Genomic DNA, 23792 nt, shown 5'->3' with positions numbered 1-23792 from the left:
AAAACTAAAGAGTAGTGGATCACTTTTAGATTGTTGGGGTGGATCACTATTGGGTTGTTGTTGACAATCCATGGGGGCTCCTGTTTTTCATCCATGAAAAACACGCCCTCGGTCAAAGTGTACTATGCGTTTACCACCTCGTTTGAATGTTGCTGAGCTTTCACGATCTTTTTTTATTCACCGATGCAGCCACGCAGCGAGTCGATTTTGCCAGAAGCAAATTTGAACAGCTTTAGCTGGCCCGCAGGGCAAACTTCATGGATGAAGCTTGTAATCCCCGATGGAAGAGTTTACGGCGTCTTTGTGTGTATTATCGGCTGCAAGCAGCCTGGCGGTTCGATTTCGCAAAACTTCTTAAGCAAGCAGATTCTAGATTGGTGCATCCGGCGGCTATATGCACTTAAGTAGGATTATCGAAGAACAGAAAAGCGAAAACCCGACGCGAGGTCGGGTTTTCTGAATAATGGCAGGGGCGGCTGGATTCGAACCAACGCATGGCGGGATCAAAACCCGCTGCCTTACCGCTTGGCGACGCCCCTACAAGGAAGCTTACAATTTGAAAAGTTAATGGCAGGGGCGGCTGGATTCGAACCAACGCATGGCGGGATCAAAACCCGCTGCCTTACCGCTTGGCGACGCCCCTGCAAAACTTGTACTAACTTAGTGTGCACCTTGTGGTGCGGAAAGAGAGACTCGAACTCTCACGCCTCGCGGCGCTGGAACCTAAATCCAGTGCGTCTACCAATTCCGCCATTCCCGCATGCAAGGAGATTAAGTGGTGGCTACAGCGGGAATCGAACCTGCGACCCCAGCATTATGAGTGCTGTGCTCTAACCAGCTGAGCTATGTAGCCACTGTAACTTGTCCTAAGCAAGTGGCGCGTATTATGCTGATCTCACTTATTAGCGTCAACCGTTTTTTTGCAATAATCGCGAGGATAAGGTGTGTTTGCCGAATTTATATCCAGCCTAGCCCGTTTAATTTGTCTCGTTTGAGTATAATGGCGATTATCTGTTCACTCGGTGCAATGCGTTAGATGGTGTGAATAATGCCTGATGGCTTGTATAGCCAAACTTCAAATACATCATACAAAAAGACGATGGGCTAATTTAGCTTGAATATGATAAGGACTTCAACGCTAGATTGTAGATCATGTGTGAGCAAGGTAGATACAAAAAAGCCGAACGCAGGGTTCGGCTTAATCTTGGATAGGCGTAATTTAAACGTTAAAACGGAAATGCATCACATCGCCATCTTTGACAATATAGTCTTTGCCTTCTAAGCGCCATTTACCGGCTTCTTTGGCACCGGCTTCACCGTTAAATTGTACAAAATCATCATACGCGATAACTTCAGCACGGATAAAGCCTTTTTCAAAGTCGGTATGAATCACGCCCGCCGCTTGTGGAGCGGTTGCGCCAACGGCAACGGTCCACGCGCGCACTTCTTTTACGCCAGCCGTAAAATAGGTATGTAGGTTTAGTAAAGAATAACCACCACGGATCACGCGATTTAGGCCAGGTTCTTCCAAGCCCATGTCAGCCATAAATTCGGCTTTTTCATCATCATCAAGTTCTGCAATTTCTGATTCAATAGCAGCACAGACCGGCACTACTATAGCGCCTTCTTTATCAGCAATAGCTTGAACGATATCTAAATAGGGATTATTTTCAAAACCATCGTCCATCACGTTTGCAATATACATCGTTGGTTTAATGGTCAAGAAATTCATATAGGCAATTAATGCTTTTTCGTCTTTGTCTAGCTCGAGTTGACGCAGTGTATGACCTTGTTCTAGGTGCGCTTTGACTTTTTCTAACACCACCATTTCTGCTTTAGCGTCTTTGTCTCCGCCTTTTGCTTTTTTGCTCACGCGAAAGATGGCGCGTTCTGCACTGTCCATATCCGACAATACCAGTTCCATGTTGATGGTTTCAATATCGTCAGCCGGATCAATTTTTCCAGCAACGTGAATGATATTTTCGTCGTCAAAACAACGCACTACGTGACCAATCGCATCGGTTTCGCGAATGTTCGCTAAAAATTTATTGCCCAAACCCTCACCACGTGAAGCGCCCTTAACTAAACCGGCGATGTCAACAAACTCCATGGTGGTGGGAAGTACACGTTGCGGTTTAACAATTGAAGCCAGCTTGTCTAAACGTAAGTCGGGTACAGGTACCACACCGGTATTTGGTTCTATTGTACAAAATGGGAAGTTGGCGGCTTCAATGCCGGCTTTGGTCAGAGCGTTAAATAAGGTAGATTTGCCCACATTAGGTAAACCTACAATGCCACATTTGAAACCCATGAGTGTATCCTTTAGTGTGCTGTTAAAACGGGAATATCCCGCTATTTTAGCTGGCTTGAAAACTATGTAAACGATGCTGTGCCTTTATCAAACCATCTTTGGCAAGTAAGGCGAAACAGGCGACGGCTTCATCGATACAGGCATCGAGCAATTTTTGCTCACTCGCTGGCGCTTTCCCAAGCACAAAACCGGTTACCTGATCTTTGTGACCTGGATGGCCAATACCCAGCCTAAGCCGATAAAAATTGGGATTATTTCCCAACTTACTTGTTATATCCCGCAATCCATTGTGTCCCGCGTGACCACCAGCAAATTTAAATTTTGCGCTGCCAGGCGGTAATGCTAGCTCATCATGTACAACTAAAATATGTTCAGGATTGAGTTTATAAAACTGCGCCATAGCTAATACTGCTTTGCCGCTAAGATTCATGTAAGTATTGGGGATAAGTAATTTGAATTCTTGCCCTGATAAAACAAACTTGCCTGTATGGCCAAAGAATTTGCTTTCAGGTTTTAATGGCGCATTGTATGCGCGCGCGAGCTGCTCAATAAACCACACGCCAGCATTATGTCGAGTGTGTTGGTACTCGGGGCCTGGATTACCCAGGCCCACGATTAGCTGTATCTTGGGGAGAACAGCGTCAGACATTACTCAGCGGCAGTGTCATCTTCAGCTTTACCAGCTGGTTTGTTTACAGAAACTACTGGTAGGTCATGACCTTCACCTTTCGTTAACTGTACAAACGTTACACCTTTAGGTGCTTTGATGTCGGTTAAGTGTAATGTTACGCCAACAGCGACATCAGCCAGGTCAACTTCGATGAACTCTGGCAAATCTTGTGGTAAGCAAGTGATTTCAACTTCGTTCAAACCGTGGACTACTACACCGCCTTTTTTACCAGCAGCATCTTCATTGATGAAGTGTACAGGTACTGTAGTGTGTAATTCTTGACCCGCTTCAACGCGTTGGAAGTCAACGTGCAGAATCTTTGGTTTGTACGGGTGACGTTGCATTGCTTTCACAATGGCTTTCACTTCTTCACCGGCCACATTGATGGTCAGGATGTGTGAGTAGAAAGCTTCGAAGCTTTGCGCTTTTAACAGCTTTGAGTGTTCTAAAGTAACAGATTGTGCTGGTTGACTACCACCGTAGATGATAGCTGGCACTTTGTCTTCGTGACGAAGGCGGCGGCTCGCACCTTTCCCCAGGTCAGCGCGGACTTCTGCTGATAAGGTAAAAATTGCATCAGACATTGATGTACTCCAAAAATTAAAGTGTGTTTTAGCTTGCGACCAGCTAAAACTTGTAGCCCTTGTAAAAGGCGCGACATATTACCACTGCCCCAAGTGTGCTGCAAATGATATTCATCAATGCAACTGTGTACCAGCAACTCAATGTCAAAGTAAGTAACGCAGTATTTCATAGGATATCGCCATCACTTCGGCAGGCTGATCAGCAATAAGCAGTGTTCTTTTAATAGCCCCCCTTAAACAAGCTATTTATTTTTATGTAAACTGTTAGTTGTGTAATGGTAAAGTAAAAACATATACTGCGCTGTTTGCAATTGAATGTAATAAGAGAATTTATGCTATATAAAAGTATGGTAATTGTTTTTGTTATGGTGTTGTCTTTTCGTCTTGCGGCTGTACCGCAGCAAGGGGACGTTCCCCCGCCGTTCTTGGGATATGATATTACAGGTGAAAAAGTAACGTTAGATGCTTATAAAGGCAAAGTTGTCGTTGTGTCGTTTTGGGCGTCGTGGTGCGCGCCTTGCTTACAAGAACTGCCTGTGCTTAATGCCGTTCAAAATGAAGCGGGTTCCGAACTTATGCACGTCATTGCCGTGAACTATAAAGAAGACAAACGCCGTTATCGTAAGGTGCAAAAGGTCATTTCAGAATCACTCCCTGCGTTAATTTTTACCCATGATGAAAAAGGACTTATTGGTGGAAAGTATGGTGTAGAGGGATTACCTAACTTATTTGTAATAGGTAAACATGGCAAAGTGGTCTATCACAGTGTTGGCTTTGGCGAAGCCAGTCTTGATAGCTTGGTTACCGTGCTAAACAACGCATTAGACGAGCAAATAACTGCTGAATGATGAACTAAAAAACACTTGATACCTATTGCTGTAAAATTAAGGCGCCATGAGGCGCCTTAATTTTAGTCGGTATGCCACACGACTAGTCAAACATTGATGAGATAGATTCTTCATTGCTAATGCGGCGAATACATTCAGCTAATAGTTCACTCAAGGTAAGTTGGCGAACTTTTGGAATGGCGCGCATGGCAGCAGAGAGCGGGATGGTATCAGTAATAATAAGTTCATCGATCACTGAGTTACTGATAATCTCTGGTGCATTGCCTGAGAAAACTGCATGTGTGGCGTAGGCAAAGACCCGTTTCGCGCCTTGTTCCTTTAAAGCTTCAGCCGCTTTACACAAGGTGCCACCTGTGTCGATCATATCGTCCACAATAATACAATCGCGGTCTTTAACATCTCCGATGATATGCATGACTTGTGAAACGTTCGCTTTAGGGCGGCGCTTATCGATAATAGCTAAATCGGCGTCGTTTAACAATTTGGCGACAGCTCTGGCGCGCACAACGCCACCGATATCGGGTGAAACGACTACGGGCGCTTGCAACGACTTTTTACGCATATCTTCTAATAGCACCGGACTAGCAAATACGTTATCAACCGGTACATCAAAGAAACCTTGTATTTGCTCAGCATGCAGATCTACGGTAAGCACCCGATCTACACCCACGCTGGAGAGAAAATCTGCGACGACTTTAGCGGTAATAGGGACGCGCGCAGAGCGTACTCGGCGATCTTGTCTAGCATATCCAAAATAAGGGATAACCGCGGTGATCCGACCTGCTGAGGCTCGGCGTAAAGCATCCACCATCACAATCAGTTCCATTAAATTGTCATTGGTAGGCGCACAAGTCGATTGAATAATAAAAACGTCTGAACCGCGTACATTTTCGTTGATTTGCACACTGACTTCGCCATCACTGAAGCGTCCGACAGCGGCGTCTCCCAGTTTGATGTAAAGACGGCTGGCGATTTTGTTGGCAAGTTCTGGTATGGCATTACCAGCGAAAATCTTCATGTCGGGCACGGTAGGATCCTCAGGGCAGTGGTGAGTCCGGTTTAAATCATTACAATGCTTAAAATATAGGCATATGCTGAAAGACAATGCTTACGAAGCATAAACCTATTTACTAGGCATCAACTGTTATAATCGGTATCTGCCAACGCAGCCAGCAGTGGCGACTGGTTGACCCCTTGGGCAATAAATCCTCGACAATGCGGCGGAAGTTGCGCAAGAGCATGTTGAGCACTGGCCGTGTCCGGAAATTCGGCGAACACACTTGCGCCAGTACCCGTCATTCGACACGGAGCGTATTCTACCAACCACTGTAAGGTTATTGCAACAATAGGATAGAGCTGTTCTACCAAGAGTTGGCAATCATTACGCCAGGTTTTTTGCATAAGGTCGGATAGTGTCATAGCTGGCGTGTCGCGTGTTAAGGCCGGGTGACGGAAGATCTCAGCGGTGCTAACGTGGCATTCAGGGGTCACGACTAAGTACGTTTTACGTGGTAACTTTACCGGTTGTAAATGTTCGCCAACCCCTTCGGCAAAGGCGGTATTGCCATGAACAAACACCGGCACATCGGCACCCAAGGTTAGACCTACTGCGGCAAGTTCTGTTGTGGTTAAATCTAACTGCCACAATTTATTTAAGGCATGTAAAGTGGTTGCCGCATCGGACGAACCGCCTCCCAAACCGCCCCCCATGGGCAAATGTTTATCTAAACGAATATGACAACCGGCGTTAGGTGGCGCGAGGGGTTTTAATCGTTGCGCGGCCTTGTAGATGAGATTATCCACCCCGATCAAACTGGCATCGTTACATTCTAAGGTGATTGTATTGCTATCGTTTGGGCTAAAATGCAGCATATCGCCCACGTCGAGCATTTGAAACAAGGTTTGCAAATTATGATAACCGTCGGCGCGCCGACCAGTGATATGCAAAAATAAATTCAGTTTAGCCACCGCGGGCAAGCTAAGAGTCATCGTTGCCAACTCCGGATCACGATACGAATTTGTGTGTCATCGCTTTGTAGTTGTAATTGTTTTGGTAGTGACAGAGCATCGTCAAAAAAACTGTTATAGCTCAGTTGCCAGCGAATACCCGTGCTATCAAGCAAGCTAAAGCTGACTAAACGCCCTGCACGATCATATTTAAGATCCGTTGCACTGCTGCCCGGTAAGCCCCGTAACCATAATGGCATATCGTGCAACGGTACCGACCAACCAGCCAATTGCCACAGCAAACTGCTGATATCTGCTGCTTGATAACGTTCACCGCGTAACAATAATTCGGTGCTTTCTGGTTTTTGGCTTAATTCAAACAAACTAATGCCCAACATATTTGCAAGCCTAGCTTGATATGTGGTGTGATCGACTTGCTGCCAACGTAGACTACCGCTAACAGATTCTGCGGGTGATCGAATACCCATCGAGGCTTGCACCGTAAATTGTTGCATAGCAGTTAGCTGCTGCTGGCGCTCAGTGGCCGGCAGTATGTCTGCAGCAGGCGGGGAGTTTGGTTTTATGCTACAGCCCGCTAAAAAGGTCACTAAAAATACCAGCGTTAATCGACATGTTGAGAATGACACACTAAAGTCCTTGCTTTTGCTTTTCATAACCTGGGGTTTTTCGTACAATTCGCCCCTTACATAAACCATAATACAGGTGATGGCTATTTTTGCACTAGGCATAAATCATAAAACCGCACCGGTTGCACTGCGTGAAAAGCTCGCATTTGCTCCGGAACAGGTGCCTGAGGCCTTGCAGCAACTAGCAGGGGATTTACGCTTGGCTGATGCGGTTATCCTGTCTACCTGCAATCGAACTGAATTATACTTCAGCGGTAACGCTGAACAATCAGAGCAGGTGTTACATTGGTTGGCGCAATTTCATCAACTGAATTTATCGGAATTACAGCAACACTTATACCTCTATCGCGATCAGGATGCAGTGCAGCATTTGATGCGGGTTGCCGCTGGGTTAGACTCTTTGGTGTTGGGTGAGCCCCAAATTTTAGGCCAAGTAAAACAGGCTTACAATCAATCGCGTCAGGCTGGTGCGATAAATCCTCAGTTTGAGCGATTATTCCAAAAAACTTTTGCTGTGGCTAAAGAGGTTAGAACTGAAACCGAGATCGGTGCCAATGCGGTGTCTGTGGCGTTTGCGGCGGTGACGTTGGCGAAACAGATTTTTGGTAAACTGGAAAAAGTGCGGGTGTTGCTGATTGGCGCCGGTGAAACCATAGAACTGGTGGCGAAACATTTAACCGAGCAAGGCGCTACGCATCTAAGTGTTGCCAACCGTACGTTTGAGCGCGCCGAGAGTTTAGCGCGGCAGTTTAATGCACAAGTGCTGACTTTATCGCAGGTCCCCGCCCGCTTGGCTGAAGCCGATATTGTTATCTCCTCAACGGCCAGTACCTTACCTATTGTGGGCAAAGGTATGGTTGAGCAGGCATTAAAGCAACGTAAGCACAAACCGATGTTTCTGGTGGATTTAGCGGTCCCTCGAGATATTGAACAGCAAGTGGCTGAGTTAGAAGACGCCTATTTGTATACGGTGGATGATTTGCAAAGTATTGTGGCGCAAAATTTAAACAATCGGCAGCAAGCCGCCGAGCAAGCGGGGGTGATGATAGCCTCTGGTGCCACAGATTTTCAACAATGGTTGCAGTTACAGGATAAAGCAGATTGGCTACGCGAGTACCGCCACCGTTGTGAACAGGTAAAAAACGAGTTAGTGATTCGCGCGCAAAATCAGCTTGCTGCAGGTCAAGATCCTGACAAAGTGTTGGCAGAACTCGCCACGAAACTGAGCAATCGCTTGATGCACAGTCCGACTCGCGCAATTCGACAGTTATTACAATCCGATCAGCCGGAGGCTTCCGAGCTGGTTAAGGTCTTAGTTGATTTATAATATGGTTATCAGATTAACATGAAAGAGTCGGTATATCGTAAGCTACAAGGCTTAGTTGAACGTTACGAAGAAGTTCAGGCTTTGCTCAGCGACGCAGGGGTAATTAGCGATCAGAAGCGGTTTCGTGAATTATCTAAAGAGTTCAGCCAGCTAGAGGATCTCAATAAAGCTTTTTTAAGTTATCAGCAAGCGCAAGACGATTTACTGATGGCAGAAGAAATGCAAAAAGACAGCGATCCCGAGATGCGTGAAATGGCGCAAGAGGAATATAAAGTAGCGAAGCTGCGCATTGAAACATTAGACAATGAATTACAGATCTTACTATTGCCAAAAGATCCCAATGACAGCAATAGTTGTTTTCTGGAAATTAGAGCCGGTGCTGGTGGTGATGAAGCCGCGATTTTTGCTGGCGATGTGTTTCGCATGTATAGTCGTTATGCCGAACGTCAGCGCTGGCGTCTAGAGATAGTAAGCGCTAACGAGGGCGAGCATGGCGGCTTTAAAGAAGTGATCGCCAGTGTGCAAGGCGAAGGCGCTTACGGTACGTTAAAATTTGAATCAGGTGGGCATCGAGTGCAACGCGTCCCTGCTACTGAATCCCAGGGACGTGTGCATACGTCAGCCTGCACTGTGGCGATAATGCCAGAAATTCCAGAAAGCGAAGCCATCGAAATTAATCCAGCTGATTTAAAAGTGGATACCTATCGTGCATCAGGAGCGGGTGGGCAGCACGTTAACCGTACGGATTCTGCGATTAGGATCACGCACTTACCCACTGGAATTGTGGTGGAGTGTCAAGATGAGCGTTCGCAACATAAAAACCGTGCCCGCGCGATGAGTGTTTTACAATCGCGTATTCAAGCGGCTGAAGATGAAAAACGCCGGCTAGTCGAGCAAAACACCCGCCGCTCCTTGGTGGGCAGTGGCGATCGTTCAGAACGGATCCGTACCTACAATTTCCCACAAGGGCGATTAACCGATCATCGTATCAATCTGACAATTTATCGTCTAAACGATGTCATGGAAGGCGAGTTGGAACAGGTTATCGAGCCACTTAAACAAGAACATCAAGCAGACCTATTAGCTGCGTTAGCGGAAGAAAACCGTTAATGACGCTGGCTTTGTGGCTGCAACACGCTGCTGCGCGTTTAGTCAAGCAAAGTGATCAGCCATTGCACGAGGCGCAGCTAATGCTGTGCCGCGAGTTAGCCTGTCAAAAAAGTTATCTTTATACTTATCCTGAGCGGCTGCTAGATGCTCAGGCATTTACTTCCCTTGAGGAGATGTTGCAACGTCGCGAGCAAGGTGAACCCTTAGCTTATATCTTTGGCGAGTGGCATTTTTACGGATTACCTTTAGCTGTTGCACCCTGCACGTTAATTCCACGTCCAGACACCGAAATATTAGTTGAGCAAGCTTTACGTCATCCTTTGCCTGCTGGTAGCCAAGTGCTTGATTTAGGCACCGGGACGGGGGCGATCGCGTTGGCGCTTGCGGCAAACCGACCCGATTGGCAGCTTACCGCCGTCGATTACCATCCCGAAGCGGTCGCGCTCGCTCAGCGCAATGCCGCCGCCTTAGCGCTTAATAATGTTAACGTACTGCAAAGTAGCTGGTTTAGCGGATTACCCTCCCAGCAATTTGCGCTTATCGTGAGTAATCCTCCCTATATTGAACCCGCAGATCCACACTTGCAGGCCTTAACGTATGAGCCTTTATCCGCCTTAGTGGCCAATGAGCAAGGATTAGCCGATTTACAGCATATTGTTCAAGCCGCTCCCGCGTATTTGTTAGCAGGTGGCTGGTTGTGGCTAGAGCACGGCTACAACCAAGCAGATGCTGTTAAAGCAATGATGTTAGCTGCTGGTTTTAGTCAAGTTAGCTCAGTAAAGGATTATGGCAATCAATGGCGTATTACGGGTGGTCAGCTGATTTGAACGTGGCGTGCTATAAAGAGTTTTGACCTACGCTTCAAAGCAGCATATAACAATACACTAAAAATACGTTTAGGTTAGCAACCCCCACCTTGGAGCCGTGTGATGAGTGATAATTTTTTATTTGCTGACGAAGTTGAAGGCGACGAGCCCACAATTCATGGCAGTTGGAAAGTGTTAATTGTCGATGATGAACCCGAGGTGCATGCCGTTACTAAATTGGCATTAAACGATTTTCAGTTTCAACATAAGCGCTTGGAGTTTTTTAGTGCCTATTCAGGGAGTGAGGCGAGAAAACTCTTACTTGAGCATAAAGATCTCGCTATTGTCTTGCTGGATGTGGTGATGGAAACCGACGACGCAGGCCTTCAAGTAGCGCAATTTATTCGTGGCGAACTGCAAAATCAATTTGTTCGTATCATATTACGAACTGGCCAACCTGGGCAGGCCCCTGAACGTCAAGTGATTGTTGATTATGATATCAATGATTATAAATCTAAAACCGAGTTAACCGCACAAAAACTCTTTACCGTTATCATGTCAAGTTTGCGCTCTTACCGCGATATCATCTCGTTGGAGCAAAGCCGTCTTGGTTTGGCGAAAATCATAGATGCGTCAGTTGATCTTTTTTCATCGCATTCTATGGAGCAATTTATTGATGGCGTATTACAGCAATTAACGTCAGTGTTAGGCTGTGATGAAAATGCGTTACTGGTCAGTTCCTCCTTAGTAGCAGGTAATGTGCAAACAACGGATCCGCACGATTTAGTGGTATTTGCCGGGCAGGGCGAGTTTGAGCAGCAAGAGGGCCGTGCGATCAAAGATGTGCTTGAGCCCAATTTGCTGGATGCGTTTGAAGAAGCTTTAACCAGCAAAGATATTGTCTATCGTGATAATTACCTGGTTGCCTATTGTTGTAGCAAATTTACGCAAGGCTCCTTACTGTATGTGTCAGGTATTCCAGGCCCAATGAGTCAGAATCAACGCAAATTGGTTGAACTGTTCGCGCAAAATGTGCAAATCGCCTATGAAAACGTGCAATTGCAAAATGAAGTGGAAGATACGCAACGCGAAATCGTCTATAGACTGAGTGAAGCCGTTGAACAGCGCTCAGTTGAAACGGGTAATCACGTACGGCGTATTGCCTTTATTTGCTATGAATTAGCAAAGGCCTATGGCTTACCCGATGTTGAAGCGGAAAAATTGATGTTTGCCGCACCATTACATGATGTAGGCAAAGTAGGGATCCCGGATACCATTTTAAATAAGCCTGAAGGCTTAAATGATACGGAATGGCAAGTGATGAAAACACACGCCAGCATTGGTTTTAACATCTTAAAAAATTCAAAACGCGCCATTATTCAAGCAGGTGCCGTCATTGCACGAGATCATCATGAAAAATGGGATGGCAGTGGGTATCCCGCAGGCAAAAAAGGCGAGGATATTCACATTTTTGCACGCATTGCGGCGTTAGCGGATGTGTATGATGCCCTTCGGCATCGCCGCTGTTATAAAGAAGCTTGGACCTTAGAGCAAGTGATGGTTGAAATTACCGAGCAATCGGGAAGACAGTTTGAGCCAAAGTTGGTCGAAACCTTCAAAACGATAGTCGGAAAGTTAGAAGCAATACTGCAAAAATATCCAGATGATGATACCGTAACGGCTGTTTAATTTGGTGCAATAAATTCAATCACCTAGATTATTAATTGAGGGGTATTTTTATTATGTATATGGCGTTTAAACATCTGCATTTGTTGTTAGTGGTGCTAAGTGTATTACTCTTATTCATCCGCTTCGGATTACGCCTTAAATCGTCACCGTTGTTGCAGCAAAAGTTTTTTAAAATTACGCCGCACGTCGTTGATACGTTTTTAATTTTGTCTGCTGTCGCCTTAATGATCACGATTCAGCAATATCCTTTTGTAAACGGTTGGCTGACTGAAAAGTTAATCGCCTTGTTCGCCTATATCGCGTTAGCGTTTTCAGCGTTAAGAGGACGTACCCCAGTTATTCGCTGGTTATCTTTTTTAGGCGCTCTGGGCTGGTTAGGCTTAATGGTTCGGGTTGCCTTAAGCAAACAGCCGCTATTTTTACCTTTCTAATGTTTAGTTGAACACGGAATTACTATGCAGAATACCCTAGTTAATGTGGCCGGAATTGAAGTTGGTAATCACAAGCCATTTGTGTTGTTTGGTGGCATGAATGTTTTGGAGTCGCGCGATTTGGCAATGCAAATTGCCGAACACTACGTCACTGTCTGTGCCAAATTACAGATCCCTTATGTATTTAAAGCATCCTTTGATAAGGCCAATCGTTCATCGGTACATTCCTATCGTGGCCCAGGTTTAGAGGAAGGCTTACGGATTTTTGAAGAGATTAAGCAAACGTTTAAAATCCCCTTAATCACCGATGTTCACGAGCCGCATCAAGCGGTGCCGGTGGCAGAAATTGTTGATGTAATTCAACTGCCCGCCTTTTTAGCCCGGCAAACTGATTTAGTGGTGGCGATGGCAAAAACTGGGGCAGTGATTAATGTGAAAAAACCGCAGTTTTTAGCCCCCCATGAAATGCGGCATATTATCAAGAAGTTTGCCGAAGCAGGTAATCATCAGGTGATACTGTGTGAACGTGGTTCCAGTTTTGGTTATAACAACTTAGTGGTTGATATGCTAGGTATGGATGAAATGAAGCAGTATGCGCCGGTTATCTTTGATGCGACGCATGCCTTGCAAAAGCCGGGTGGACGTGAAGACTCAGCAGACGGTCGTCGCGCGCAAGCGGCACAACTCGCGCGTTCAGGTATGGCGTTAGGTTTAGCGGGCTTATTCATCGAAGCACATCCGGATCCTGACTTGGCAAAATGTGACGGTCCTTGTGCGTTGCCATTAGCCAAATTAGAAGCGTATTTAACGCAAATGCAAGCTTTGGATCAATTGATCAAACGTTTTGCGCCACTGGATACCTCTAACCGTTAAAGTTTTTGTGCTCGGCGTGTCGAAAATACCGAGCATATTGCGAGGAAAAACAAGTAATGCGAGGTATTCTATCTTGCTTGTTTTCTACTCAAAAATAGCAGAAAAAAGCGTTTTTTGTTTAAGTTATAAGCTGTCGATTGCGTTTTAATAAATTTCTGTTGACTTAACTTCGCAAAATCCGTTTAATACGCCGCATTGCCCAGATAGCTCAGTCGGTAGAGCAGCGGATTGAAAATCCGCGTGTCGGTGGTTCGATTCCGCCTCTGGGCACCATAATTTAAATGGTGTTGTTTAAACGATACTAGAAAATTGATTTGCCGCTTTAGCTCAGTTGGTAGAGCAACTGACTTGTAATCAGTAGGTCATCCGTTCGACTCGGATAAGCGGCACCAACGTTTTTGCCCAGATAGCTCAGTCGGTAGAGCAGCGGATTGAAAATCCGCGTGTCGGTGGTTCGATTCCGCCTCTGGGCACCATAATTGCAAAACGCCAGCCTAGTGCTGGCGTTTTACTTTTTAGCGCCCATGCCTTTAGCTTGTAGCTGTTCAAAATCGCTCCTGGCGATTTTGTACTCGGTGCGTCCTGTACCTCGCCCTTTGGGCCAGCTTATTGCTGTTCAAAATCGCTCTGGGCGATTTTGAACAGCAATGGGCGGAGACAGTCCTGCAAAAATTCCCGTTCAGTGAAATAGGCAAAGCCATACTTCTTTGTTAAGCTCAAGCGTGTATCCAAAACCCGTATAACAGTGTTCATAGAAGCATTAACCATTAACCAAAATCAATAACCATAAAAAATGGAGTTCATCTAAATGAGATTTGTCGTTACGTTACTAGCTGCTGCGGTGCTTACTGCTTGTGGTGGCCCTAAACAAGACGTTGTAGCGGAGCAAAATGTGACAGTTACAGAGCAACAACAAGCCTTTACCTATCCCGTGTCGCAAAAGGGTGACGTGGTAGACAATTATTTTGGTACGGCGGTTGCTGATCCCTTCCGTTGGTTAGAAGATGATCGTAGCGTGGAAACGGAAGCCTGGGTAAAAGCCCAAAACCAAACGACGTTTGATTATCTGAAACAAATTTCATATCGGGATCAAATTCGCGACAAGTTACAACAAGCGTGGAACTACGAGCGCGTTGGCGCGCCTTTTAAAGAAGGCGAGTACACCTATTTTTATAAAAATGATGGCTTACAAAATCAGTTTGTCTTATATCGACAAAAAGACGGCGGTGCGGTGGAAGTGTTTTTGGATCCCAACACCTTCAGTACTGACGGCACCACGTCGCTGGCCGATATTCAGTTCTCACGTGATGGCAGTTTAGCGGCGTACGCTATTTCTGAAGGCGGTAGTGATTGGCGTAAAGTCATTGTCATTGACGTAAATACTAAACAGCAAATTGGCGATGTGCTTACCGACATTAAATTCAGTGGTATTGCTTGGCAGGGTAATGACGGTTTCTTTTATTCCAGTTACGACAAACCTGATGGCAGTGAATTATCGGCGATGACCGATCAGCACAAGTTGTATTACCATAAATTAGGCACGCCGCAATCCGCTGATCCAGTGATTTTTGGTGCCGTCGATGCTCAAAAACATCGTTATGTAGGGGCTTCTGTTACGGAAGACGATCGCTATTTATTAGTGTCTGCTGCGGTATCAACCTCAGGCAATAAATTATTTATTAAAGATCTTACCCAAGCCGACAGTGAGTTTGTGGCTATTGTTGCCGATACCGATTCTGACGTAGATTTAGTAGACAGTGTTGGTGATACCTTAATTTTAGCCACCAACCGTAACGCACCGAATCGTAAAGTCGTGAAGGTGTCTGCTGCGGCGCCCCAACCAGAAAACTGGCAAGAGCTGATCCCAGAAACTGAGCATGTGCTTCGTGTGAGCAGCGGTGCCGGATTCTTGTTTGCCAATTACATTGTTGATGCCATTGCCAAGGTTAAACAATATGACTACGACGGCAAGTTGGTGCGTGATATTGAATTGCCTGGCGTGGGTAGCGTAGGGGGCTTCGGTGGCAAAAAAGATGCGGATACCTTGTATTTTAGTTTTGCCAATTATATCACGCCTGGTTCCATCTATGGCTTTGAGCCTAAAGCGGGCACAGTAAGTTTATATAACCAGCCAAAAGTGAACTTTGATCCTAGCAACTTTGTGTCAGAGCAAGTTTTTTATACGTCGAAGGACGGCACAAAAGTCCCTATGATCATTAGCTATCGCAAAGATCTTAAACGTGATGGCACTAATCCAACTATTTTATATGGCTATGGGGGCTTTAATATTAGTTTAACGCCGTCATTCAGCGTGGCTAACGCCGTATGGATGGAAATGGGGGGGATTTATGCTGTAGCTAATATTCGCGGTGGGGGCGAATACGGCAAAGCGTGGCATACGGCTGGTACGCAGTTACAAAAGCAAAATGTGTTTGATGATTTTATTGCTGCGGCAGAATACCTACATACCGAGAAGTATACGTCGCCAGCGAAAACAGCTGTTCGTGGTGGCTCGAACGGTGGTTTATTAGTCGGTGCCGTGATGACACAACGTCCAGAGTTATTTGGCGTAGCGATTCCGCAAGTGGGCGTATTAGACATGTTGCGTTATCATACTTTTACCGCGGGCGCTGGCTGGGCTTACGATTATGGTACGGCTGAACAATCGAAGGAAATGTTTACCTACCTTCAAGGTTACTCACCGGTACATAACGTAAAAACGGGCGTAACCTATCCTGCCACCATGATTACCACCGCGGATCATGATGATCGCGTGGTCCCTGCGCACTCGTTTAAGTTTGCGGCTGAACTGCAAGAAAAAGCCAGTAAAACAACCCCGCAATTAATTCGGATAGATGTTAATGCGGGCCATGGTGCGGGTATGCCAGTATCAATGGTCATTGATCAGGCTGCCGATATTTACAGCTTTACGTTATTTAATATGGGTTACAGTAGTTTACCAAAATAACGCATACTCAACTAAGCCGTAAAGGCCTCGCGAGTTTAAGCTGTTATTAACCTGAGTGGGTAACAGGATATGAAGGGGCACCGTGAGGGGCCCCTTCATTTTTATTAATAGCCAACAATGAAGGGGATAAGCTTTGTCCGATATGGGGATTGCTTAAATTTGCTAGGCATATTAAGCTTCGTGCCCTTTTTATTTTATGTGGCTGCCACAATCTGGCAGAATAGCGAGACTATTCAGCCGAGGAGTTAACAGATGACAAAAGCCGTCATTTTAGTGCTCGACAGTTTTGGTATTGGCAGTGCGCCTGATGCCGACAAGTTTGGGGATGTGGGTGCAAATACCTTTGCCAGCATAGCTCGAACGTTTAATGCGCAAAAACAACGCGCTTTGCATTTACCCAATTTAGCCCGACTCGGGTTAGTAAAAGCCGCGACCGCTGCCAGTAACGGTATTGCGCCAGCTGTGCTTGACACCCCAGAATGTGTGGGAGCCTACGGTTACGCGCGTGAGCTTAGCAGTGGTAAAGATACCCCCAGCGGCCACTGGGAAATTGCTGGCGTTCCGGTGTTGTTTGATTGGGGCTATTTTCATGAGAAAACTCAAAGTTTTCCTCCTGCATTAATCGACGAGTTGTGTCAACGGACGGGTGTGCCAGGTATTTTAGGTAACTGCCATGCATCGGGTACCGATATCCTTGTCAGATTAGGTGATGAACATATTCAAACCGGTAAGCCAATTTGCTACACCTCTGCAGACAGTGTGTTTCAAGTTGCTGCACATGAAGAACATTTTGGTTTAGAGAAATTGCTGCAGTTTTGCGAAACCGCGCGCGAGTTACTGGATAAGTATAATATTGGCCGAGTGATTGCTCGGCCCTTTTTAGGGACCGCAGCGCACAATTACGCGCGGACGGGTAATCGTCGCGATTATTCGGTATTGCCACCAGCGCCCACCGTGCTTGATAAGCTAACCGCTGCGGGGGGGAAAGTCGTTAGTATTGGTAAAATTGCGGATATTTACGCGCATCAAGGTATTAGCGATAGCATTAAAGCGACGGGCTTGCCGGCTTTAATCGATAAAACGCTGGCGCAAATGGCCCAGCAAGCACCACAAAGCTTAATATTTACTAACCTAGTCGATTTTGATCAAAACTTTGGTCATCGTCGCGATCCTATTGGTTACGGTGAAGCCTTAGAGTATTTCGATACCCGTTTACCCGAGCTGATGGCCGCATGTGGTGAAGATACGTTATTACTGCTTACTGCTGATCATGGCTGTGATCCGACATGGCCGGGTACCGAACATACTCGTGAATATGTTCCAGTGGTGCTTTACAAAGCAGGGCTAAAGGGTGTTGATTTGGGGGAACGGATGAGTTTCGCCGATATGGGACAAACCTTAGCCGAGTTTTACGGGCTGGATGCAATGGCATACGGCGAATCATTTTTAGCATCTTTACAATAAGAGAATTTATGGCTACTCCACATATTAATGCGCCAGAAGGCGCCTTTGCTGAAACCGTGTTAATGCCTGGCGATCCATTACGAGCTAAGCACATTGCTGAAACGTTTCTAGAGAATGCGGTTTGCGTAAACACGGTACGTAACATGTTTGGTTACACCGGCACCTATAAAGGTAAACCCGTAAGCGTATTAGGCTCGGGCATGGGTGTGCCCTCTATGTCGATCTATGCGACTGAGCTCGTAAAGTTTTATGGGGTTAAAAATATTATTCGTATTGGCTCCTGTGGCGCGTTACCGTTGGATGTGAAAGTGCGTGATGTGGTGATTGGTATGGGCGCAAGCACGGATTCAAGCGTAAACCGCAATCGGTTAGCGGGTATGGATTTTGCGGCCATAGCCAGTTTTAGTTTGCTGGAAAAAGCGGTTGCAGCGGCTCGTGCTAAACAGATTAATGTGAAAGTCGGTAATGTATTTACCTCTGATCTTTTTTATAACCCAAGCGAAACGTTGTTTGATACGCTTGAAAAATACGGCGTCTTGGCGGTTGAAATGGAAGCCGCAGGTTTATATGGCGTCGCTGCTGAGTATGGTATCAATGCCTTGGCGATCTTTACGGTGAGCGATCATATTCGCACCGGTGAAGCGTTAAGTGCAGAGCTGCGGCAAACCAGCTTTAATGAAATGGTCGAAGTGGCCTTAGGCTGTTTATAAACACGTTTAGGATTAACGCTTATGTCATTAGCCAGTAATAAAATGTTCTATGTTTCTTGGGAAGCGTTTCACCGCGCCACCAAAGAATTAGCGCACCAGCTAGTTGGGCAGAATTTTAACGCCATTGTGGCGGTCAGTCGTGGGGGGTTGGTCCCCGCAGCCATTCTTGCTCGTGAGTTAAACATTCGGGTACTCGACAGCATTTGTATTGCCAGCTATCAACATGATCAACAAGGTAGCTTAAGTGTGCTTAAAGATGCACAGTTAAGCGACTCAGCACAATTATTGATTGTCGATGATTTGGTTGATACGGGCGAAACAGCGAAAGCCTTACGTGAGCGTTTCCCGACAGCACGTTTTGTCACGGTTTATGCTAAGCCACAAGGTAAGCCGTTGGTTGACCATTATGTTACTGATATTGAACAAGACACTTGGATCCAATTACCTTGGGATATGGAGCTGGCTTACAGCAAACCCTTGGTTGAAGGTGGCGAGTAATGCTGCATAGCACGACCATACACTTACCCGAGTGGATTAACGAGGTGGTCGATTGGCAACGTCGTTATGATAACGACGATGAAAAAATGGCGCTGGCGATTACGTTATCGCAACAAAATGTGGCCCGAGGTACTGGCGGGCCTTTTGGAAGCGCCATTTTTGAAATTGAAACCGGTAAGTTGGTCAGTGTTGGCGTGAATCGGGTTATGCCATTAAGCAATTCCAGTGCGCATGGCGAAATGGTCGCTATTATGCTGGCTGAACAGGCGGTGCAGTCTTTTAGTTTAGGGGCTGACGGCGTGGCGCGGGAGCTTTTTACCTCCTGTGAGCCTTGTGCCATGTGTTTGGGGGGGACCTTATGGAGCGGCGTTAAGCGCTTAGTTTGTGCCGCAACGGCTGAGGATGCTCGGGCAATTGGTTTCGACGAAGGCCCGGTGTTTGAGCAAAGCTATCAGTATTTACGTGATGCCGGCGTTGAGGTGGTTCGTAACGTTCAACAACCGGCGGCAGCGGCGGTGCTACAGTCGTATGTGCAGGATGGTGGCACCATTTATAATGGCTAAGCCTCACTCTGGCTGCCCATAGCAAAACCGTTATTTTTGATATAACTTTGTGGCGACAAAGAGTGCTTCGGTTTTTTCACGCGCCCAAGGTGTTTTGCGTAAAAATGTTAAACTGCTTTTTATCGAAGGATCTTTTTTAAAGCAGTTTATATCAATATGTTCTGCAAGCTTACCCCAGCCATAGTGATTGACTAAGGCGGTAACAATTTGTTCTAACGTAAAGCCATGAAGCGGATTTTTAGGTTGGGTCATTGTTGTTCTCAAAAAAATAGCCACTGTAATAGTGGCTATTCTAGCAGTTTTAAGACCGTAATTTTAGGCTTATAAACGCTCTAATACGGCTTGTGTGAAGTCAGTGGTGCCGAAGCTGCCGCCTAAATCGCGAGTAGTACGATCGCCGGTTGCAATAACGTCGCTAACCGCCGCTAAGATTTTCTCAGCTTTGTCTTTCATTTCTAAATATTCCAACATCTGAATAGACGCTAAAATGACCGAACTGGGGTTAGCAAGGTTTTTACCGGCAATATCAGGTGCACTGCCATGTACTGCTTCAAAAATAGCGCAGTCTGTGCCAATATTGGCGCCAGGTGCCATCCCTAAACCACCGACCAAACCTGCACATAAGTCAGATAAAATATCACCGAACAAGTTTGTTGTAACGATAACATCAAATTGCTGTGGGTTCATCACCAACTGCATACAGGTGTTATCTACAATCATTTCTTGTGTTTCAATATCTGGATAGTGTTGAGCCACTTCACGAGCAGTTTTTAAGAATAAACCGGAAGTAGATTTTAAAATATTGGCTTTGTGAACGATGGTAACTTTTTTGCGTTTTTCGCGACGGGCTGTTTCAAAAGCAAACTCAGCAATGCGACGCGCACCTTCTTTTGTCACAATACTTGAGGCTTGTGCCGTTTGACCATCTTCAGACACGATTTGGCCATGGCCTGAATACATGCCTTCGGTATTTTCACGTACTGTAATGATATCAATGTTTTCGTAACGCGCTTTGGTGCCTTTAAACGAAATAACGGGGCGCACATTCGCGTATAAATTGAATTTTTTACGTAAGGTAACGTTAATAGACGTGAAACCTTCGCCAACGGGGGTGGTTAACGGACCTTTTAAGGTAATTTTATTGCGCGCGATTGCATCGAGCGTCGCTTGTGGTAACAACTCGCCGGTTTTTTCTAATGCCACTAAACCAGCATCAACATATTCGTAATTAAAATCGCAGCCGGCTTTCTCCAGCACTTGAATAGCCGCCTCAACAATACTTGGGCCAATGCCATCACCTTTAATGACGGTAATCGTTTGCTTGCTCATGGGGATCCTTAGCGGTAATGTATTTCTGAAATTTATAGTCAGGCTAACGCCTGAAAGCGCGCCAATTATAGCCTTAACTCATGTTTTTCGCCAGTTGCACGCCAGTTATAACCAGTTAAAACCCTGATAAGCACTATAAATACGGTGAATGTGAAGGGCGATTATGGGAGTGGATAGTAGAGGGCTGAACACTCAAGCATGGCTTGCTGCCAATAGCTGAGATTAGCTTCTGGTAACGACAGTATGGATGCTGCGCGTTGTAGCAGTTCGTGCGTGCTCTGTTGGGCGCTAGGGTAACAAAATACACTAAAGGTGAGTTGCCAGCTAACGCGTAAGACAAATGCTAATTGGGTTGTGCTTGACACGGTTGTATCGGGTGCCGACGTTTGGTATTGGCGTAACGCTGCCTCAGCCCAGGTATGCTGTTGATAGTGTTGCAGTAAGGCAGCAGTAAAACGTTGGCTTCTCACCGGTTCAAGTAAGTACTGTTGACACAGTTGCCCCACGAGTAATTGATGCTGATGGGTTTTACTTAATGGCACCGCCTGCAGGCTAGGATGATGCCAAAGTGGTGCACTACAACACGCTGCAATTAACCCTGCTTGCTGTTCATGTAGCCCATGAGGTAAGTGTTTACCCACCAGCAATAACGCGTAATGCAAGCATTGTTGTAATTGCTGTAACCATGCATGTTGATTGCTGCCTTGCAGCTGTAAATAGTGCGCAATCTCAGCTCTAGCTACTGCCAATGGGAGTTGCGTTTGGCCGAAAATGGCTAATGCATGGCGTAAACGATGGATGGTGGTCTGTTTCCGGTTACTTTCAGACGCGTTATCCAGCAAAAATTGCACGATAATCGGTTGCTGTTCTAGTAATGCCAGTTGTGCGTCGATATTGTGATGGCTCAGCTTAGGCAGTATTGAGTGCTGCAATAAGCTACTGGGGGTTGGTGTGGCATAATGCGTAATCGGCGCTAGTTGAACTTTATCTAACCACGTATTTGGTGGCAGCGTTGCTGGCGCTTGTATAGTGAGCTCATCCAAGGCTCGATAACTTAATTGTTCACCAAGGCGTTGTTGTTCAGGCCAAAAAGGCAAGGCCTGATACCCTTCACCATCGCGTTGGCACAATAGCCAGAAGCGCGCCAGGGGATCTTGTGCCACGCGACCGCATAAATACAGTGCCGGCGCCAATTGAGCAAGTTGGCCAAGTTGTTCAAGTTCAAATTCACTCTGTGTTTCGCTGATCCGCACTGCCAAGACATCTTCTAATGCAATGGCCTCTGCCGTAGTGGGCTGTAATTGCGCAGCTAAATCCAGGGCCAAGGTGAGTAGCGGACTGTCATGGTGTACCTGCCATGCTTGGCGTTTTTGTAACTGATGATAACTCCCAGCCAGAACTGTAGTCAGGACGCCACCCATTTTCAGGTGCTTCAACTGTTGCGCAACGCTTAAGGCTACGGGCATTTTTCCTGCAGGCCGCGCACAACTGGCCAGTAGCACGCAGATCCCCAAGGTATCTCGGCGAGGATTGGGCCAATGTTTTAAACGGCAGAGTAACGTGAGCAACACCCAGCTTTTGATAGCTCGCTGCGTTGTTATAGGGTGATTAGGAATATTGAGAGCCAATTGTGCTACCGAGGCGCCAAAATGCTCATCGGTTAACTGTTGTAACTGCGTATTGATGTCGCGGCATAAGTTTAGAATGGATTGCCACTGCTCAAGGAGCGTAGCGTCTTGCAATTTGCAGCTTAGTTCAGCAAGCTGCTCATAGCATTTAAGCCAATTATTCGACAATTCCGGCATGAGGCTGCCACTCCTGATAACGAGCTATCGCGCTATCACCAATGGCGGAGAGTTGGCGATCAATAAACAATAACGCAGTACACTCATCGGCCGTTGTAATACCATCAGCAGCTTTACGATGCGTACGGTAATACAGTAATTGGTATACTTGGTTATTATGTTGATACGCTTCAGTAATATCCGGACTGCCTAAGCGAGCGATTAACGCTTCTTGCTTGATCCTGTGTGGCGTCGAGTCACTCGCCTGCAAACGATGAATAATTTTAGCATTAAATGCTTCACGATCTTGCCAATTCATTTGGGCCGGATTATCCGGATAAAAAAACAGTACGGCAGCGGTGGCTAAACAATAGCCTGCCACACCGACAATAAACCATAGCAAGGGAGTAAGTTTCATAATGGCTAAAGTTGCTCCATTAAACGTATATCTTGCAAGTTCAGCCCTAGCTCTAAATTGGTTTGTAAGGCTAAGATTTGGGTATAAGTTAAAATTTCGTGTTTTTGTTCGCTGATCTTTTGTTTAAGTTTTTTAGGACAATCGGGGTGTTGTAACGCATCATTTAAACTACGGCCTAGGGCCATAAATTCTTCAGCACTTTTGGGGCCAACACCTGGCACCCCCGGGATATTATTGGTGCTGTCACCCACTAAACTCCACCAACTAACAAGTTGCTCAGGCTGCACGCCAAACTTTTCCTTTACGTGTTCGCGCCGGATAAACTGCTTGGTAAAAGGATCATAAACGTCTACCCCATGCGTGAGCAGTGGCAAAAACCCTTTATCAGTTGAAATGATAATAACGTGCTGCTGATGCTGCCGTAATTTACTGGCAATAGTCGCAATAACATCATCTGCTTCATACTCAGCTTGTTGAAAACAGCGAATACCTGCTTGTTCTGCATCCTGCATGAGTTCAGGTAAAGCATCCGCTAACAGGCTCGGCATTGGCTTGCGGTTGGCTTTATACCGCGCACAAAGCTGTTGGCGCCAATGGCTATTACCGCCATCAAATACCATCAATGCGTGACTAGGCACCAGATCGTGGCGTAATTTAGCAACGGCTTGTAATACCATGTTACGGGTATTACTGATGATTTGCTGACGAGTGCCTTCAGCAACCTCACCTGCTAAGGGCAGATAAGGTCGCTCTTGCACGGCATATAAGCGCCGTATCAAGTTTAAGGCATCGATCAGTATCACTTTTGCCATCTG

General features: G+C 46.1%; 23 protein-coding genes and 7 tRNA genes. 15 read left to right on the top strand and 15 right to left on the bottom strand.

Going from position 1 to position 23792, the window contains the following annotated elements; translation table 11 throughout:
• Positions 1-464: 464 nt before the first annotated feature.
• The 7 genes from IE070_RS02415 to IE070_RS02385 form a co-directional block, all read right to left on the bottom strand.
• Positions 465-539: transfer RNA gene (locus IE070_RS02415), tRNA-Gln, on the bottom strand.
• A gap of 29 nt (positions 540-568) precedes the next feature.
• Positions 569-643 (bottom strand) — tRNA-Gln (locus tag IE070_RS02410).
• 32 nt (positions 644-675) lie between these two features.
• Positions 676-760 (bottom strand) — tRNA-Leu (locus IE070_RS02405).
• Between the two features lie 16 nt (positions 761-776).
• A tRNA-Met gene (locus tag IE070_RS02400) sits at positions 777-853 on the bottom strand.
• 366 nt (positions 854-1219) lie between these two features.
• Positions 1220-2311 (bottom strand): redox-regulated ATPase YchF, encoded by a 1092-nt coding sequence (gene ychF / locus IE070_RS02395; RefSeq protein WP_189480041.1) that lies wholly within the window; start codon positions 2309-2311, stop codon positions 1220-1222.
• 46 nt (positions 2312-2357) lie between these two features.
• Positions 2358-2960: an aminoacyl-tRNA hydrolase gene (gene pth / locus IE070_RS02390; RefSeq protein WP_189480039.1), complete on the bottom strand. Its 603-nt coding sequence runs from the start codon at positions 2958-2960 to the stop codon at positions 2358-2360.
• On the bottom strand, positions 2960-3565 hold the full coding sequence (locus IE070_RS02385) for a 50S ribosomal protein L25/general stress protein Ctc (protein WP_189480037.1): 606 nt from the start codon (positions 3563-3565) through the stop codon (positions 2960-2962). Before IE070_RS02385 ends, pth begins: the two co-directional genes overlap by 1 nt.
• Positions 3566-3897: 332 nt before the next feature.
• Here IE070_RS02385 and IE070_RS02380 point away from each other — a divergent pair, with 332 nt between their 5' ends.
• The gene (locus IE070_RS02380; protein WP_189480036.1) at positions 3898-4413 is read left to right on the top strand and encodes a TlpA family protein disulfide reductase; all 516 of its coding nucleotides are present in this window, start codon (positions 3898-3900) and stop codon (positions 4411-4413) included.
• Positions 4414-4495: 82 nt separating this feature from the next.
• On the opposite strand, the gene IE070_RS02375 is transcribed toward IE070_RS02380, so the two are convergent.
• The 3 genes from IE070_RS02375 to lolB all read right to left on the bottom strand — a co-directional run bounded on the left by IE070_RS02375 (position 4496) and on the right by lolB (position 7007).
• Positions 4496-5440 (bottom strand): ribose-phosphate pyrophosphokinase, encoded by a 945-nt coding sequence (locus IE070_RS02375; protein ID WP_189480034.1) that lies wholly within the window; start codon positions 5438-5440, stop codon positions 4496-4498.
• A gap of 110 nt (positions 5441-5550) precedes the next feature.
• Positions 5551-6402: a 4-(cytidine 5'-diphospho)-2-C-methyl-D-erythritol kinase gene (ispE, locus tag IE070_RS02370; protein ID WP_189480033.1), complete on the bottom strand. Its 852-nt coding sequence runs from the start codon at positions 6400-6402 to the stop codon at positions 5551-5553.
• Positions 6399-7007 (bottom strand): lipoprotein insertase outer membrane protein LolB, encoded by a 609-nt coding sequence (gene lolB, locus IE070_RS02365; protein WP_229796894.1) that lies wholly within the window; start codon positions 7005-7007, stop codon positions 6399-6401. Before lolB ends, ispE begins: the two co-directional genes overlap by 4 nt.
• Before the next feature lie 79 nt (positions 7008-7086).
• Here lolB and hemA point away from each other — a divergent pair, with 79 nt between their 5' ends.
• From hemA to IE070_RS02295, 14 genes are all read left to right on the top strand, one after another.
• A complete protein-coding gene (hemA, locus tag IE070_RS02360; RefSeq protein ID WP_189480031.1) occupies positions 7087-8334 on the top strand; it encodes a glutamyl-tRNA reductase in 1248 nt (415 codons plus the stop codon).
• Between the two features lie 18 nt (positions 8335-8352).
• Positions 8353-9444 (top strand): peptide chain release factor 1, encoded by a 1092-nt coding sequence (gene prfA, locus IE070_RS02355; RefSeq protein ID WP_189480030.1) that lies wholly within the window; start codon positions 8353-8355, stop codon positions 9442-9444.
• A complete protein-coding gene (gene prmC / locus IE070_RS02350) occupies positions 9444-10271 on the top strand; it encodes a peptide chain release factor N(5)-glutamine methyltransferase (protein WP_189480029.1) in 828 nt (275 codons plus the stop codon). The genes prfA and prmC overlap by 1 nt, the downstream gene beginning before the upstream one ends.
• A 102-nt stretch (positions 10272-10373) precedes the next feature.
• Positions 10374-11939 (top strand): DUF3369 domain-containing protein, encoded by a 1566-nt coding sequence (locus tag IE070_RS02345; protein ID WP_189480028.1) that lies wholly within the window; start codon positions 10374-10376, stop codon positions 11937-11939.
• Positions 11940-11992: 53 nt separating this feature from the next.
• The gene (locus tag IE070_RS02340; RefSeq protein WP_189480027.1) at positions 11993-12370 is read left to right on the top strand and encodes a SirB2 family protein; all 378 of its coding nucleotides are present in this window, start codon (positions 11993-11995) and stop codon (positions 12368-12370) included.
• A 24-nt stretch (positions 12371-12394) separates the two neighbouring features.
• Positions 12395-13243, top strand: coding sequence for a 3-deoxy-8-phosphooctulonate synthase (gene kdsA / locus IE070_RS02335; protein WP_189480026.1), 849 nt, complete (start codon positions 12395-12397; stop codon positions 13241-13243).
• A gap of 197 nt (positions 13244-13440) precedes the next feature.
• Positions 13441-13516, top strand: a tRNA-Phe gene (locus tag IE070_RS02330).
• A gap of 43 nt (positions 13517-13559) precedes the next feature.
• Positions 13560-13635, top strand: a tRNA-Thr gene (locus tag IE070_RS02325).
• Between the two features lie 8 nt (positions 13636-13643).
• Positions 13644-13719 (top strand) — tRNA-Phe (locus tag IE070_RS02320).
• 332 nt (positions 13720-14051) lie between these two features.
• Complete coding sequence (locus tag IE070_RS02315) at positions 14052-16211, top strand: prolyl oligopeptidase family serine peptidase (RefSeq protein WP_189480024.1); 2160 nt, start codon at positions 14052-14054, stop codon at positions 16209-16211.
• A gap of 252 nt (positions 16212-16463) precedes the next feature.
• Positions 16464-17675: a phosphopentomutase gene (locus IE070_RS02310; protein ID WP_189480022.1), complete on the top strand. Its 1212-nt coding sequence runs from the start codon at positions 16464-16466 to the stop codon at positions 17673-17675.
• An 8-nt stretch (positions 17676-17683) separates the two neighbouring features.
• Positions 17684-18385 (top strand): purine-nucleoside phosphorylase, encoded by a 702-nt coding sequence (deoD, locus tag IE070_RS02305; RefSeq protein WP_189480020.1) that lies wholly within the window; start codon positions 17684-17686, stop codon positions 18383-18385.
• Positions 18386-18406: 21 nt separating this feature from the next.
• The gene (gpt, locus tag IE070_RS02300; RefSeq protein WP_189480018.1) at positions 18407-18883 is read left to right on the top strand and encodes a xanthine phosphoribosyltransferase; all 477 of its coding nucleotides are present in this window, start codon (positions 18407-18409) and stop codon (positions 18881-18883) included.
• A complete protein-coding gene (locus IE070_RS02295; RefSeq protein ID WP_189480016.1) occupies positions 18883-19446 on the top strand; it encodes a nucleoside deaminase in 564 nt (187 codons plus the stop codon). Before gpt ends, IE070_RS02295 begins: the two co-directional genes overlap by 1 nt.
• A 30-nt stretch (positions 19447-19476) precedes the next feature.
• Here IE070_RS02295 and IE070_RS02290 read toward each other — a convergent pair whose 3' ends face one another.
• The 5 genes from IE070_RS02290 to xni form a co-directional block, all read right to left on the bottom strand.
• Positions 19477-19698, bottom strand: coding sequence for a VF530 family protein (locus tag IE070_RS02290; RefSeq protein ID WP_189480014.1), 222 nt, complete (start codon positions 19696-19698; stop codon positions 19477-19479).
• 69 nt (positions 19699-19767) lie between these two features.
• The gene (locus IE070_RS02285; RefSeq protein ID WP_189480012.1) at positions 19768-20775 is read right to left on the bottom strand and encodes an isocitrate dehydrogenase; all 1008 of its coding nucleotides are present in this window, start codon (positions 20773-20775) and stop codon (positions 19768-19770) included.
• A 161-nt stretch (positions 20776-20936) separates the two neighbouring features.
• Complete coding sequence (locus IE070_RS02280) at positions 20937-22580, bottom strand: hypothetical protein (RefSeq protein ID WP_189480010.1); 1644 nt, start codon at positions 22578-22580, stop codon at positions 20937-20939.
• Positions 22561-22977: a DUF3192 domain-containing protein gene (locus IE070_RS02275; RefSeq protein ID WP_189480008.1), complete on the bottom strand. Its 417-nt coding sequence runs from the start codon at positions 22975-22977 to the stop codon at positions 22561-22563. The genes IE070_RS02280 and IE070_RS02275 overlap by 20 nt, the downstream gene beginning before the upstream one ends.
• A 5-nt stretch (positions 22978-22982) precedes the next feature.
• The gene (xni, locus tag IE070_RS02270; RefSeq protein ID WP_189480006.1) at positions 22983-23789 is read right to left on the bottom strand and encodes a flap endonuclease Xni; all 807 of its coding nucleotides are present in this window, start codon (positions 23787-23789) and stop codon (positions 22983-22985) included.
• Positions 23790-23792: the final 3 nt, after the last annotated feature.

This window comes from Alishewanella tabrizica (assembly GCF_014652375.1).
Lineage (GTDB): Bacteria > Pseudomonadota > Gammaproteobacteria > Enterobacterales > Alteromonadaceae > Alishewanella > Alishewanella tabrizica.
This window is presented reverse-complemented; position numbering and strand designations above follow the sequence as displayed.

Bases quoted from the DNA above. Each gene is read 5' to 3' on its own strand.
- ychF (WP_189480041.1), bottom strand. From the start codon at position 2,311: ATGGGTTTCAAATGTGGCATTGTAGGTTTACCTAATGTGGGCAAATCT.
- IE070_RS02295 (WP_189480016.1), top strand. From the start codon at position 18,883: ATGCTGCATAGCACGACCATACACTTACCCGAGTGGATTAACGAGGTG.
- IE070_RS02310 (WP_189480022.1), top strand. From the start codon at position 16,464: ATGACAAAAGCCGTCATTTTAGTGCTCGACAGTTTTGGTATTGGCAGT.
- IE070_RS02345 (WP_189480028.1), top strand. From the start codon at position 10,374: ATGAGTGATAATTTTTTATTTGCTGACGAAGTTGAAGGCGACGAGCCC.
- gpt (WP_189480018.1), top strand. From the start codon at position 18,407: ATGTCATTAGCCAGTAATAAAATGTTCTATGTTTCTTGGGAAGCGTTT.
- ispE (WP_189480033.1), bottom strand. From the start codon at position 6,402: ATGACTCTTAGCTTGCCCGCGGTGGCTAAACTGAATTTATTTTTGCAT.
- IE070_RS02315 (WP_189480024.1), top strand. From the start codon at position 14,052: ATGAGATTTGTCGTTACGTTACTAGCTGCTGCGGTGCTTACTGCTTGT.
- xni (WP_189480006.1), bottom strand. From the start codon at position 23,789: ATGGCAAAAGTGATACTGATCGATGCCTTAAACTTGATACGGCGCTTA.
- hemA (WP_189480031.1), top strand. From the start codon at position 7,087: ATGGCTATTTTTGCACTAGGCATAAATCATAAAACCGCACCGGTTGCA.
- prfA (WP_189480030.1), top strand. From the start codon at position 8,353: ATGAAAGAGTCGGTATATCGTAAGCTACAAGGCTTAGTTGAACGTTAC.
- prmC (WP_189480029.1), top strand. From the start codon at position 9,444: ATGACGCTGGCTTTGTGGCTGCAACACGCTGCTGCGCGTTTAGTCAAG.
- IE070_RS02285 (WP_189480012.1), bottom strand. From the start codon at position 20,775: ATGAGCAAGCAAACGATTACCGTCATTAAAGGTGATGGCATTGGCCCA.
- IE070_RS02385 (WP_189480037.1), bottom strand. From the start codon at position 3,565: ATGTCTGATGCAATTTTTACCTTATCAGCAGAAGTCCGCGCTGACCTG.
- pth (WP_189480039.1), bottom strand. From the start codon at position 2,960: ATGTCTGACGCTGTTCTCCCCAAGATACAGCTAATCGTGGGCCTGGGT.
- deoD (WP_189480020.1), top strand. From the start codon at position 17,684: ATGGCTACTCCACATATTAATGCGCCAGAAGGCGCCTTTGCTGAAACC.
- IE070_RS02280 (WP_189480010.1), bottom strand. From the start codon at position 22,580: ATGCCGGAATTGTCGAATAATTGGCTTAAATGCTATGAGCAGCTTGCT.
- IE070_RS02380 (WP_189480036.1), top strand. From the start codon at position 3,898: ATGCTATATAAAAGTATGGTAATTGTTTTTGTTATGGTGTTGTCTTTT.
- IE070_RS02290 (WP_189480014.1), bottom strand. From the start codon at position 19,698: ATGACCCAACCTAAAAATCCGCTTCATGGCTTTACGTTAGAACAAATT.
- IE070_RS02275 (WP_189480008.1), bottom strand. From the start codon at position 22,977: ATGAAACTTACTCCCTTGCTATGGTTTATTGTCGGTGTGGCAGGCTAT.
- kdsA (WP_189480026.1), top strand. From the start codon at position 12,395: ATGCAGAATACCCTAGTTAATGTGGCCGGAATTGAAGTTGGTAATCAC.
- IE070_RS02340 (WP_189480027.1), top strand. From the start codon at position 11,993: ATGTATATGGCGTTTAAACATCTGCATTTGTTGTTAGTGGTGCTAAGT.